A 13676-nucleotide genomic window follows, 5' to 3' on the forward strand; every position below is an offset into this window, starting at 1 on the left:
CTTTGCGAAAGAACTTTACGCCCTTTGCGGTTAATCTAAAAATATGAAATGTAATAAAGCCATACCAGTTTTAAGAATATTCGATTACAATAAGGCCATCGAGTTCTACGTGAACTGGCTGGGCTTTAAGATAGACTGGGAACACACTTTTGAAGAAAACACCCCGGTTTATATGCAGATTTCGCTCAATGGAATTGAGTTACATTTAAGTGAGCATCATGGTGACTGTTCCCCGGGTGCAAGTGTATTTGTAGATTGTACGGGGTTGAAAGAATTTCATAAAACCATCATTGATAAAAAGTATAAATACAACCGCCCTGGATTGGAGAAAACATTTTACGGAACCTGGGCAGTAACTGTAAACGATCCTTTTTACAACAAAATAACTTTTAACCAAACTTTAACTGAAGCAGAAAAACAATAACAAAATGGAACAGGTATTCGATTTCATTATAAACTCAAGAACGGCTTTTATTAAGCTGGTTGATGGCTTAACGATCGAACAATTGAATAAAATTCCCGATGGTTACAATAACAACATCATTTGGAATTTCGGGCACATCGTGGTGAGTACACAAACACTTTGTTATTTCCGTACCGGTATCTGGCCAGATGCAAGTGCTATAAAGTTTAATGAGTTTTACAAAAAAGACACTAAACCAACTTATACCGTAACGGAAGCGGAAGTTGCAGAATTGAAGAAGATCGCCTTGGAAAGCATCGAAAAGATAAAAGAAGATTATGCAAATGGCGTATTTTCAAGCATCACCCCATTCGCTACATCTACCTTTCATGTTGAAATGAAAAGTATTGAGGAAGTACTGATCACTACGATTGGTCATGATAATGTACATTATGGCTACGCCTGGGCGTTAAAAAAACAATTGTAAAATAGAAAGATGCTTGGACTACGCTCAGCATGACAAGAAAAAATAAAAATCGGTAAAGTCACTCAATCACTGTAATTAAACCGAAAGAAAAAAAGAATATATAAAACGATAATTAAATAGAAATTAACCAATAAAAAAACAATGGCAAATTATTTTAACACATTACCTCTTAGAGAAAAATTAAACCAATTAGGTGTTTGTGACTTCATGGACAGTTCAGAATTTTTAGATGGCGTTAGCGCATTAAAAGGTAAAAAACTGGTAATCGTAGGTTGCGGCGCTCAAGGCTTAAACCAAGGTTTAAATTTAAGAGATAGTGGTTTAGATGTAAGCTACACCTTACGTAAGGAAGCAATTGAAGGCAAACGCGATTCGTGGAAAAATGCGACTGAAAATAATTTCACCGTTGGCACTTACGAAGAACTAATTCCAAATGCAGATGTTGTAATCAACCTTACTCCAGATAAACAACACACAGCAGTTGTAAATGCTATTATGCCTTTAATGAAAGAAGGAGCCACTTTACTATATTCTCATGGTTTTAATATCGTTGAAGAAGGCATGCAGATCCGTAAGGATTTAACGGTGATTATGGTTGCACCTAAATGCCCGGGTAGTGAGGTTAGAGCAGAATATGTTCGTGGTTTTGGTGTTCCTACTTTAATTGCAGTCCACCCTGAAAATGATCCTCAAGGTAAAGGCCTGGCGCAAGCTAAAGCATACTGCGTGGGTACGGGCGGTCACAGAGCTGGTGTGTTAAGATCATCTTTCGTAGCCGAGGTAAAATCAGATTTAATGGGCGAGCAAACCATCCTTTGTGGTTTATTACAAACCGGTTCTATCCTATCATTCGATAAAATGGTAGAAAAAGGAATCGATGCAGGTTATGCTTCCAAATTGGTTCAATATGGTGTTGAGGTCATCACTGAAGCCTTAAAACAAGGTGGTATTACTGCCATGATGGACAGGTTGAGCAATGTAGCTAAAATCAAAGCCTTCGAAATTTCAGAAGAACTGAAAGATATTATGCGTCCATTGTTCCAGAAACATCAGGATGATATCATGAGTGGCGAATTTAGCCGTACCATGATGGAAGATTGGGCAAACGGTGATCAAAACCTGTTGAAATGGAGAGCTGAAACTGGTGAAACTGCATTTGAAAAAACACCTGCTGGTGATGTTAAAATCGGTGAGCAGGAATATTTTGATAACTATACCTTAATGGTTGCTTTTGTTCGTGCCGGTGTTGAATTGGCTTTCGAAACCATGGTACAGGCAGGTATTAAACCAGAATCGGCTTACTACGAATCTTTACACGAAACACCTCTTATTGCCAACACCATTGCGCGTAAGAAATTGTTCGAAATGAACCGTGTAATATCTGACACCGCTGAATACGGCTGTTATCTTTTCGATCAGGCCTGCAAACCATTATTAGCTGATTTCATGAAGAAAGTAGATACCGATTTAGTGGGTAAAAATTTTAACGAAGGTAAAGATGGCGCTGTAGATAACAGACAACTAATCGACGTGAACGAAGCGATCCGTTCTCATCAGGTAGAGCAGATTGGTGCTACTTTACGTAAAGCCATGACTGCTATGAAAGCAATTAAAACTGCATAACCCCTCAATCCCCCTAATGGGGGCTTTTGGATGGTTAGAAAATATATTTATAAACTTTAAATTCCCCCTTTTAGGGGGATAGGGGGTAAAATGTCAAAAACATTAGTAGAAAAAATTTGGGATGCTCACGTTGTAAAAAGTGAAGAGGGATTTCCCGATATTTTATACATTGATACACACTTAATACATGAGGTAACCTCTCCGCAGGCATTTGATGGCTTGCGCAAAAGAGGTTTGCCTGTTTTCCGTCCGAAACAGACGGTGGCCACTGCAGATCATAACGTGCCTACGTTAAATCAATTGTTGCCAATCAAAGAAGAGCTTTCGCGCTATCAGGTAGATATGCTCACAAAAAACTGTGCAGAGTTTGGGATAGAACTATATGGCTTAGGCCATCCTTTTCAAGGTATTGTGCATGTTATCGGTCCGGAATTAGGCATTACTTTACCAGGCAAAACAATGGTTTGCGGTGATAGTCATACTTCAACACACGGTGCTTTCGGTGCCATTGCGTTTGGTATCGGAACCTCGCAGGTAGAGCAGGTTTTCGCTACGCAATGTTTATTGCAATCGAAACCGAAAACCATGAAAATTGAGGTGAACGGCGAGCTTGAAAAAGGTGTTGGTGCAAAAGACATTATCTTATATATCATCGCACAGATTTCTGCTGCTGGTGGTACCGGTTATTTCATCGAATATGCAGGTTCTGCAATCGAATCGTTAAGTATGGAGGCCCGCATGACCATCTGTAACATGAGTATCGAAATGGGTGCACGCGGTGGATTAATTGCACCAGACCAAACTACATTCGATTACATTAAAGGAAGAGAATTTGCTCCCGCTGGCGAAGAGTGGGATAAAGCTTTAGCTTACTGGAAAACATTATATAGCGATGCTGATGCAAAATTTGATAGCGTTTTAACTTTCAATGCTGCAGATATTGCCCCAATGATTACTTATGGTACCAACCCAGGCATGGGAATGGGTATTCAGGAACATATTCCGGCAACCACGGCACAACCAGAAACCGAAAAAGTATCTTACAAAAAAGCTTTGGATTACATGGGTTTTCAAGATGATTCATCATTGATCGGAAAAGCTGTTGATTATGTTTTCATTGGAAGCTGTACCAACTCACGCATAGAAGATTTACGTGAAGTTGCCAATTTCGTCAAAGATAAACGCAAAGCGGATAATGTTACGGTTTGGATTGTTCCAGGATCAAAACAGGTAGAACAACAGGCTAAAAACGAAGGTTTGGATAAAATTTTCGAAGCCGCCGGTTTCCAGTTACGCGAACCGGGATGCAGTGCCTGTTTAGGAATGAACGAAGATAAAATTCCGGCAGGTAAATATTGTGTATCCACTTCAAACAGAAACTTTGAGGGTAGGCAAGGACAAAATGCACGTACCTTATTGGCCAGTCCACTTACAGCCGCAGCTGCAGCAGTGACCGGAAAAATTACCGATGTAAGGGAAATGCTTGAAGAGGTTTAACCCCTAAATCCCCTGAAGGAGACCTAATTGCGATGAAGAATGATATAGCCAATATACAATCAAAAGCCCCCTCAAGGGGGTTGGGGGTTCTAGAAGTTGCCATATTAAATGTAAAAGCCGGGTTATCGGCTGATTTTGAAAAGGCTTTTAGCAAAGCGCAAAAAATCATTTCCTCAATGGATGGTTACCTTTCGCATCAGCTTCAGAAATGTATGGAGGTAGAAAATAAATATATCCTGCTGGTAAACTGGGAAACACTGGAGGCACATACCGAAGGTTTCAGGGGATCGGCAGCATACCAGGATTGGAAAAAGTTATTACATCACTTTTACGATCCTTTTCCAACAGTTGAACACTTTACCAAGGTAGAAGGTAGTAAGGCTTAAGGCGGAAGGTAAACACATGAGGCATAAAATTACTACCATTAAGCAAAATGGCTTAAGATAAAAGATAAAAAGCGGAATTTAAGTCTCGCTACTTAATACTCCCTACTTGATACTAATTGACATGAAAAAATTCACAAAATTAACATCGGCTGTAGTGCCTTTAAACATAGAAAACATTGATACCGACCAGATTATCCCTGCAAGGTTTCTAAAAGCGACTACCCGCGAAGGTTTCGGTGAAAATCTATTCCGCGATTGGCGTTATAATGGTGACAATACCCCAAAACCAGAATTTGTATTGAACAATCCTACCTACAGCGGTCAGGTTTTGGTTGCAGGAAAAAACTTTGGTTGTGGCAGTAGTCGAGAGCATGCCGCCTGGGCCATTCAGGATGCAGGCTTTGATGCCGTAATCAGCAGTTTTTTTGCCGATATCTTTAAAGGAAATGCTTTGAACAATGGTTTATTACCCATCCAGGTAAGTGACGATTTTTTGGCGCAAATTTTCAAAGCGGTGAATAGTAATCCGAATTCGGCCTTAGAAGTTGATCTGGAAAATCAAACCGTTACCATTCTGGAAACAGGTGCACAAGAATCTTTTGAAATCAATCCTTATAAAAAATCATGTCTGATAAATGGTTACGATGATATTGATTTCATCTTAAACCAAAAACAATTGATTGAAGAATCTGAAGAAGGTAGAGGGTAGAAAGGTTGAAGTTCCGAGGGAGCTAAAAGACTAAAGCACAAAGACCAAAGAAAAAAATTGGTGCAATCACTTAATCCGTGTAATCATCCCGAAAGGAGAATAAAGAGAATTTCACCGACATCCAAAATTAAAATTACAAAGAAATAATGTTTAAACCATTCGTTTACATACAGGATTTAAATTTAGGTTACCGCAACAAACCGGTACTTAAGGATTTGTATTGGAAAATGAATGTTGGTGAAAACTATGCCATGGTAGGCAAAAGTGGAACCGGCAAAACAACTTTGGCCAAAGCCATCGCCGGCCTCGTCCCTTTCCAGGGAAGTATAGAAATTAGTTTTGACGAGCAAAGCAAACTACCTCAGGAGGTACTTTACGTTGAAAGCTGGTACCAGTTCAAAAATTTAGAAGGTGTAGCCAATTTTTATTATCAGCAAAGATATACCAGTTTACAGGCTAATGATACTTTAACCGTTCATGCTGAATTGGTGAGTTATGGCAAAGAGAAAAGCCTTCATTTCGATCAGGTTGAACCGATTTTAGAAGCTTTGGGGTTTGCAACATTTGCCAGTTCGCAGTTAATCGAATTATCCAGTGGCGAACATAAAAAATTGCAATTGGTTAAAGCGCTTTGGTTAAAACCTCAACTGTTAATTATCGACCAACCTTATACTGGTTTAGATACTGCCTCACGTAAAAATTTGAACATTTTATTGGATCAGGCAACTGAAGAAGGAGTGCAATTAATCTTGATCAGTAATGACGCCGAATTGCCAAATTCTATACGTTCATTTGTTGAAATAAGAGATGGGAAATTGGTTGAAGCAGACACCTTTGAAAGTTCCACCACCGAAATCCAGTCAAGAGAAATTCCAGGTTTTTTAAAAGAATCGCCCGTTTATAAATCTCAGGATATCGTAAAAATGGTTAATGTAAACATCTGCTATGGTGAAAAACAGGTATTAAAAAACATTAACTGGGAAATCAAAGCAGGAGAAAAGTGGCTTTTACAGGGGCATAATGGCTCAGGAAAGTCAACCTTATTAAGCCTGATCAACGGCGATCACCCACAATCCTATGCCAACGAACTTTATTTATTTGGCAACAGACGTGGAAGCGGCGAAAGCATATGGGACATTAAACAACATATTGGTTTAATATCGCCGGAGTTTCATTGGTATTTCGATCCCAGCGCTACTGTTTGGCAAAGCATCGCCTCTGGATTTTACGATACCGTAGGTTTATTCCAGCAGTTGCCTTATACTAAAAGTATCCAGGTGGATGAGCTCGTAGCGTATTTTGGCCTGACTGAAAACAAAAATGAATTATTAAATGCGCTTCCGCTCGGTAAACAGCGATTGGTACTGTTAGCGCGAACGATTATAAAAAACCCCGAACTGTTAATTCTGGATGAACCCTGCCAGGGCTTAGACCAACAGCAAACAAAACATTTTAACCAATTGGTTGATGAATTGAGCAGCAATGGGATGACCTTAATTTACGTTGGCCATTTTGAATCGCAGCTGCCAACCTGCATTGAAAAAAGAATATTGTTAGAAAAAGGCGAGGTAAAAGTCGTCGAAAGTTTAAATACCCAAACTCGTCATTGCGAGGCACGAAGCAATCTTTTGCATAGTACTACGCGATGATGACAATATATAATACAATGAAGAAGAACATTTTAGTAATACCTGGAGATGGTATCGGACCCGAAGTTACCACTTGGGGAAAAGCAGCATTAGAAAAAATTGCCGAGATTTTTGGCCATGAGTTTACGTTCGAAGAAGCTTTAATGGGCCACGCAGCTATTGAAGTTACTGGCGAACCCCTGCCTGATGAAACTTTAGAAAAAGCAAGACAAAGTGATGCTATCCTTTTTGGCGCTATTGGCCATGCCAAATATGACAACGACCCAAGTTTGAAAGTTAGACCCGAACAAGGTTTATTAAAAATCCGTAAAGAACTTGGTTTATTTGCCAACCTCCGCCCGATATTACTATTTGATGAACTTCTTCAGGCATCAAGTATTAAACCCGAGATTTTAAGAGGAACCGATATTTTGTTCTTCCGTGAGTTAACGGGCGATGTTTACTTTGGTGAGAAAACACGTTCTGAAGATAGGAATACGGCTTCAGACCTGATGATTTATCACCGCTATGAAGTAGAACGTATTGCACACAAAGCCTATCAGGCAGCACAACAACGTAATAAAAGATTATGTTCAGTAGATAAAGCCAACGTTTTGGAAAGCTCTCGCCTATGGCGCGAAACCGTTCAGGAAATTGCCAAGCAATATCCCGATGTAGAAACAGAACACATGTTTATCGATAATGCAGCGATGCAGCTGATTAAAAACCCGAAAAAGTTCGACGTGGTATTAACCGCCAATTTGTTTGGTGATATTTTAACCGACGAAGCTTCGCAAATTGCAGGTTCAATGGGAATGCTGGCTTCAGCTTCTGTTGGTGAAAGCACTGGTTTCTTCGAACCCATCCATGGTTCTGCACACGATATTGCCAGTAAAGATTTGGCCAATCCACTAGCCTCTATCCTATCGGCAGCACTCATGCTGGAAATTGGTTTCGGACTAAAAGAAGAAGCCAAATTATTAGTTGAAACCATTGACCAGGTACTAAAAGAAGGCTTTAGAACGCACGACATTGCCGACCAAAGTACTAACCGTTTTAAAGTTTTGGGTACCGCCGAAATGGGTAAACTGGTACTTAAATTCTTATCTCAAAAATTAATCAACTCCTAAACTCAAGATTATGATTCACGACCCAAACAAAGTTTATATTTTCGACACGACTTTACGTGACGGTGAGCAGGTTCCAGGCTGCCAGTTAGATACAAACCAAAAAATAGAAATCGCAAAATCACTAGAGCTTTTAGGTGTTGATGTGATTGAAGCTGGTTTCCCGGTATCAAGCCCAGGTGATTTCAACAGCGTTATCGAATTATCAAAAGCAGTTACCAACCCGATTATCTGTGCTTTAACCCGTGCAAATAAAAATGATATCGATGTGGCGGCAGATGCCTTGCGTTATGCCAAAAGACCACGTATCCACACCGGGATCGGCTCATCTGATTTCCACATCAAACATAAATTTAACAGTACCCGCGAAGAAATTTTAGAACGTGCAGTAGAAGCCGTGAGGTATTCGAAAAAATTTGTAGAGGATGTGGAGTTTTATGCAGAAGATGCAGGCCGTGCCGATATCGAATTTTTGGCTAAAATGGTTGAAGCCGTAATTGCTGCTGGTGCAACAGTGGTAAATATTCCGGATACCAATGGGTATTGCCTGCCAGACCAATATGGCTCTAAAATTCTCTATTTAAAAGAAAACGTAAAGAATATAGATAAAGCCATTATTTCTGTGCACTGCCACAATGATTTAGGCTTAGCTACAGCAAATTCTATTGCCGGCTTACAAAATGGTGCCCGCCAGGTAGAGTGTACCATTAACGGCATTGGCGAACGTGCTGGCAACACTTCGATGGAAGAGGTGGTCATGATTTTAAAAACGCACAAAATATTGGGCTTAAATACCAGCATTGATGCTACCCAGTTTTATGACATCAGCCACACGGTAAGAAACCAGATGAATATGCCGGTACAGCCTAATAAAGCTATTGTTGGTGCCAACGCATTTTCACACAGTTCGGGTATCCATCAGGATGGTTTCTTAAAAAACCGCGAAAACTACGAGATTATTAAACCGGAAGATGTTGGTTTTCCTGATGCGACTATCGTTTTAACAGCAAGAAGCGGTCGCCATGCTTTAAAACACCATTTAGAGCGATTAGGGCATAAATTAGAAAAAGAACACCTGGATATTGTTTACAAACAGTTTTTGATTTTAGCCGATAGCAAACAAGGCATTAACGATACTGATTTGAACCAATTGGTAGCGCTGCATTTAGCCTAGAAGCTGAAAGGTTAAAGGCTAAAGCGAAAAGCAGTCTGAAATTGCCTTAAAAACGTTTAGGTTGTTCCCCCTTTGAAGGGAAGGGAGAGGATTTACATTTGAAAACAAGCCAAGCCCACCTAAACCTGATCCGATAGCTATCGGATGTAATGAGCATGAAGCGCAGCGGAATAAAATATAAAGCAGGGCAGCCGCAACCGATGAAATACTGAACCCTGCTTTACAAAAAAATAAGAGAATATTGGTCTTGATACTGACATCTCTCTACTTGATACTATAATAATGAATACAACAACACCACATACGTTAGATTTTAAATCAGCATCAGAAAGGCTCAAAAACGTGGTAAAACGTACCCCACTTGAGTTTAATGCCGGACTTTCTTCTTTCTACAATGCCAATATTTATTTAAAAAGAGAAGATTTGCAGATTGTACGCTCTTATAAACTTCGTGGTGCTTACAATAAAATCAGTTCGCTGCCTCACGAATTGTTGGTAAACGGAGTGGTTTGTGCAAGTGCCGGAAACCATGCACAAGGTGTGGCTTACTCTTGCAAAAAACTGGGCATCAAAGGGGTAATATTTATGCCGGAAATTACGCCCAAGCAAAAAGTAAAACAAACTTATATGTTCGGAGGGGAAAATGTGGAAGTGATTTTAGTTGGCGATACTTTTGACGATTGTTTAAAAGAAGCTTTGGCTTATAGCGCAGAAAAAACGGCTACTTTTATTCCACCTTTCGACGATGAAAAAGTAATTGAAGGACAAGCTACCGTAGGCGTAGAAATTTTTGAAGATCTGCCTGATTTAGATATGGTCGTAATGCCTGTAGGTGGCGGGGGACTGGCATCAGGCGTAAGTGCTTATTTGAAAACTGTTAAACCGGATGTAAAATTGGTTGGTGTTGAGCCACTGGGGGCACCATCCATGGTTACAGCTATGGAACATGGTGGTCCTTATACATTAGATGAAATAGACCGTTTTGTGGATGGTGCCGCCGTAAAGAGGATTGGCCACATTACCTACGAATATTGTAAGGAACTGCTCGATCAAATGCATCTAATCCCTGAAGGAAAAATCTGTACCACCATTTTAAAGTTATATAATGAAGATGCCATTGTAGTAGAACCTGCCGGCGCACTATCTATTGCCGCATTAGATCAGCTAAAAGACCAGATTGTGGGGAAAACAGTAGTTTGTGTCGTAAGCGGTGGAAACAATGACATCGAGCGCATGCAGGAGATCAAAGAGAAGTCTTTACTTTTCGAAGGTTTGAAACATTATTTCATTGTACGTTTCCCACAAAGACCAGGGGCTTTAAAGTTGTTCGTAAATGAGGTTTTAGGTCCACAGGATGATATTACCCGTTTCGAGTTCATTAAAAAAACCAACAGGGAAAATGGTCCGGCGCTGGTGGGCATTGAGCTTTCCAACAAAAACGATTATGCCAGTTTATTACAGCGTATGAAAGATTTTAAATTCGAAATTATCGAGTTAAACCAGGATCAGACTTTATTTGAATATTTGGTTTAAGGGTTAAATAACTCACCGCAAAATTTTATACTATCGTCATGCTGAATTTATTTTACAAGTGAATATGATGTTTTCAATTGCCTTGTAGTTACTTCGTGGTCAGCATCTTTTTAGCGTGAAAGACCCTGAAATAAATTACCTTCGGTGAGCTCGCTAAGGCTCGGTTCAGGGTGACGTAAAAAATAAAATATAAAAAATGAATTTCAAATACTTAAACAACAAAGCTTTAATTTCGGACAGCGATATTGACTGGGAAGATTTAGGGGATGGGGTAAAGCGCAAAATCATGGCGTATGATAACAACCTGATGTTGGTTAAAGTAGCATTTGAGAAAGATGCCATTGGTACCATTCACAATCACCCGCATTTACAGATGAGTTATGTTGCCAAAGGGATTTTTGAAGTAAGCATGGGTGATGATAAAAAGGTCTTAAACGAGGGTGATGTATTTTTTGCACCATCAAACGTTTTTCACGGCGTGGTTTGTTTAGAAGCTGGATTACTGGTTGATATTTTTAATCCGCATAGGGAAGATTTCCTAATTACGTGACCCTGAATTTATTTCAGGGTCTATGCAGACTTCCGAGATTTTCCCTGCTCACATACCACGCAAACTTCAGAAATATGTTCCTTAGATTTCCAGAGGTAGATCTTTCCATTACGCTTTGCTTCAGTCGAGATGACGAAATCTGGTGTGACGATCGCCAGGAACCTTCTACCCTAAACCTTTCGCCTTAAACCTTTTACCTTCCACCTCAAACCTTTCACCTCATTCAAAAGTAAACCTCACATTTTTGTAACCCAAACCCTCAATAATAGGCTTAAGCACGGTGGTAGCATTGGTTTTAGTCTGTGCTAAAATGCTCGATTTTTTAACTTCAGCAGTAATTTGTCTTTCTGCGGCTTTGTAGGCTTCATCTACCAAACTAGCCTCTCTAAAAAAAGCCATTTTGGTATCGTAAACACGTGAGTTTTTATGATCAATTTTTACATAGCAGATTTCGGGCTGTGGTAAATTTACTACAGCAGTGTCCGCATCTATGCTAATATCTTCTTTGGCAATTTTAGTGAGATCGATACAACCTACCGCTTCGGCCTTAACAATCAATAAAACACTGGCTTCCGGCAGAAAATCTGTTTTATTCTTATGCTCCAAAACATCGCTGATTTGGTACCTGACCAGCTCTAATTTACCTATAGCTTCAATTTTATCCACCAAAAGCTGATGTTTGCTTTCTACAGTGGTATTGATACTGAACTTTTTGGCGATAAAAAAGTAAGCTGCAACCAAAAGGATTAACCAGGGCAAGAGACGAAAAAAGACCTTCATATGGTGTAAATAAATGCAATTTTATAATGGATATCTGTTGCTAACTGTACAATAATTAATCCATAAATGGGACGCAGCATTTTTGGCAGCAGATTTGTAATATCAAAATCACACACAAATAAAAACTAATCAACATGAAAAAATTTACCATCCTAATGCTTTGCATTGCCACACTAGGTCTGGCTTCATGCAAGAAAGAAGTTCTTGTTCCAGATACTGGACTTCCAAATCAAACAATTGAAACAGTTATTAATGCAAATCAATGGACTTATTCTGAAAACAATACAAGATTATCTACGACAATTAGTTTTCCAGAAATCGACGATGCTACTTTCAAGAATGATGGCATATTAGTTTATATTTATCCTAATAATTCCGTTGCAGAATATAAACAATTGCCAATGGTATTTGATGCTCAAGCTTATAGCTACATAGTAAGAAGAGGTTCAATCACGATTGACATTCAAACTTCCGGAGATAATGTACTTACACCAACAAAACCTACAGCACCAATAGGTTTAAGAGTTGTTATAGTAACTTCTTCTCAATAATAAAAAAGCATTTAAAGTTTAAAAAAACGACCAATGTTCAGCTCTGAACATTGGTCGTTTTTTTTCTTTTAACTACAGTTAAAACTCTAAATGCCTACTAAAATTTAACTGAACATAATCATTTTTTTGATGTTCTCCCCTATTTAGTTGTATTGCACGGATATTAACGCCATTCCTTTCCAACAACAGTTCGTCATAAAAACCTTTGTAGTACACATCTTTCACCTCGTAACGTCTACTGCTCCAGTTATTATTAATCTCTACCCATTCAGGATAAAAAACTACATGATTTTTTTGTGTTTTTAAACCAATTTTTTCCGCATCATCCCGTGTTAAAACTACAGCATTGCCTAAAATTTGTGCAGTATAAATATGTTTAGGCTGCTGGTAAATTTCAGCTGGTTTTCCCGTTTGCAAAAGTTCGCCATTGCGCAAAATCAATAACTGATCAGCTAAAAATAAACCATCGGCAGGATCATGCGATACCAATATTACCGTTACACCGGTTTCTGCAGCGATACGTTTGATATCGGCACGCAACTGGTTTTTAAGCAAAGCATCAACCTGGCTGAAAGGCTCATCTAAAAGTAACACCTGCGTATCCGAAACCATAGCTTTAGCGATGGCTACACGCTGTTGCTCACCCCCACTTAGTTCAATAATTTTCTTATTCTGGAGCGGTGAAATCCGTAAATGTTCCATAATGGCCAAAGTTTTTTCGGCTTTGGTTTTCAGGTCGGTATTGGATAATTGGGAGGCAATATTATCGTATACTTTCGCATAAATATTAAGCGAAAAATCCTGTGTAACCATTTTCATCTGCTTGTGGCCAGGAATCAACTGCTCATCTGGTCCTTTAACGCGTTTATCTTCAAAATAGATTTCGCCTTCATCGGTTTTTAACAAACCATAAATGGATTTTAGTAAGGTAGACTTTCCACTCCCGCTTTCGCCAATAATGGCAACTACATCGCCGCGGTTAATGTCGAAACTTACATTTTTAATGCCACCAGCCTGTTCTGCCTGATATTGCTTGGTTAAATTTTTAACACTGATTAGGATATTGCTCACCGGGTAAAGATAAGAAAAAGGTGGAGGGTTTGGAGGCTGAAGGTAAAAGGTTAAAGCAGAAAGACTAAAGCTGAAAGCAAATTACACGTGTGTTATATTTTATTTTTGCACGTATAAGGATATGTTTATATATTTATATCATCATATAGAGACATCA

14 protein-coding genes are annotated in these 13676 nt (G+C 39.2%); 12 read left to right on the forward strand and 2 right to left on the reverse strand.

Annotated features, from left to right (window positions below):
• Positions 1-43 precede the first annotated feature (43 nt).
• The 11 genes from PGN18_RS06215 to PGN18_RS06265 all read left to right on the forward strand — a co-directional run bounded on the left by PGN18_RS06215 (position 44) and on the right by PGN18_RS06265 (position 11117).
• The gene (locus tag PGN18_RS06215; RefSeq protein ID WP_335318544.1) at positions 44-424 is read left to right on the forward strand and encodes a glyoxalase superfamily protein; all 381 of its coding nucleotides are present in this window, start codon (positions 44-46) and stop codon (positions 422-424) included.
• Positions 425-428: 4 nt separating this feature from the next.
• Positions 429-890, forward strand: coding sequence for a DinB family protein (locus PGN18_RS06220; RefSeq protein ID WP_335318545.1), 462 nt, complete (start codon positions 429-431; stop codon positions 888-890).
• Positions 891-1031: 141 nt separating this feature from the next.
• Positions 1032-2513: a ketol-acid reductoisomerase gene (gene ilvC, locus PGN18_RS06225; RefSeq protein WP_335318546.1), complete on the forward strand. Its 1482-nt coding sequence runs from the start codon at positions 1032-1034 to the stop codon at positions 2511-2513.
• A gap of 90 nt (positions 2514-2603) precedes the next feature.
• Positions 2604-4010: a 3-isopropylmalate dehydratase large subunit gene (gene leuC / locus PGN18_RS06230; RefSeq protein ID WP_335318547.1), complete on the forward strand. Its 1407-nt coding sequence runs from the start codon at positions 2604-2606 to the stop codon at positions 4008-4010.
• Positions 4011-4042: 32 nt separating this feature from the next.
• Complete coding sequence (locus tag PGN18_RS06235; protein ID WP_335318548.1) at positions 4043-4396, forward strand: antibiotic biosynthesis monooxygenase family protein; 354 nt, start codon at positions 4043-4045, stop codon at positions 4394-4396.
• Between the two features lie 121 nt (positions 4397-4517).
• On the forward strand, positions 4518-5105 hold the full coding sequence (gene leuD / locus PGN18_RS06240) for a 3-isopropylmalate dehydratase small subunit (protein WP_335318549.1): 588 nt from the start codon (positions 4518-4520) through the stop codon (positions 5103-5105).
• A gap of 146 nt (positions 5106-5251) precedes the next feature.
• Positions 5252-6754, forward strand: a complete 1503-nt coding sequence (locus PGN18_RS06245; protein ID WP_335318550.1) for an ATP-binding cassette domain-containing protein — start codon at positions 5252-5254, stop codon at positions 6752-6754.
• A 17-nt stretch (positions 6755-6771) separates the two neighbouring features.
• Entirely contained in the window at positions 6772-7863 is a 1092-nt protein-coding gene (gene leuB, locus PGN18_RS06250; RefSeq protein WP_335318551.1) for a 3-isopropylmalate dehydrogenase, read from the forward strand.
• 10 nt (positions 7864-7873) lie between these two features.
• Positions 7874-9034, forward strand: coding sequence for a 2-isopropylmalate synthase (locus PGN18_RS06255; RefSeq protein ID WP_335318552.1), 1161 nt, complete (start codon positions 7874-7876; stop codon positions 9032-9034).
• A 282-nt stretch (positions 9035-9316) separates the two neighbouring features.
• Positions 9317-10567, forward strand: coding sequence for a threonine ammonia-lyase IlvA (ilvA, locus tag PGN18_RS06260; protein WP_335318553.1), 1251 nt, complete (start codon positions 9317-9319; stop codon positions 10565-10567).
• A 196-nt stretch (positions 10568-10763) separates the two neighbouring features.
• A complete protein-coding gene (locus tag PGN18_RS06265) occupies positions 10764-11117 on the forward strand; it encodes a cupin domain-containing protein (RefSeq protein WP_335318554.1) in 354 nt (117 codons plus the stop codon).
• Between the two features lie 219 nt (positions 11118-11336).
• Here the strand turns inward: PGN18_RS06265 and PGN18_RS06270 are convergent, their stop codons facing one another.
• Complete coding sequence (locus PGN18_RS06270; RefSeq protein WP_335318555.1) at positions 11337-11897, reverse strand: DUF4230 domain-containing protein; 561 nt, start codon at positions 11895-11897, stop codon at positions 11337-11339.
• Between the two features lie 134 nt (positions 11898-12031).
• On the opposite strand from PGN18_RS06270, the gene PGN18_RS06275 reads away from it, so the two are divergent.
• Positions 12032-12448 (forward strand): hypothetical protein, encoded by a 417-nt coding sequence (locus PGN18_RS06275; RefSeq protein WP_335318556.1) that lies wholly within the window; start codon positions 12032-12034, stop codon positions 12446-12448.
• 78 nt (positions 12449-12526) lie between these two features.
• On the opposite strand, the gene PGN18_RS06280 is transcribed toward PGN18_RS06275, so the two are convergent.
• Positions 12527-13519: an ABC transporter ATP-binding protein gene (locus PGN18_RS06280; protein WP_335318558.1), complete on the reverse strand. Its 993-nt coding sequence runs from the start codon at positions 13517-13519 to the stop codon at positions 12527-12529.
• Positions 13520-13676 lie beyond the last annotated feature (157 nt).

Origin of the sequence: Pedobacter terrae (assembly GCF_036946585.1) — a bacterium.
Classification (GTDB): Bacteria; Bacteroidota; Bacteroidia; order Sphingobacteriales; family Sphingobacteriaceae; genus Pedobacter; species Pedobacter terrae_C.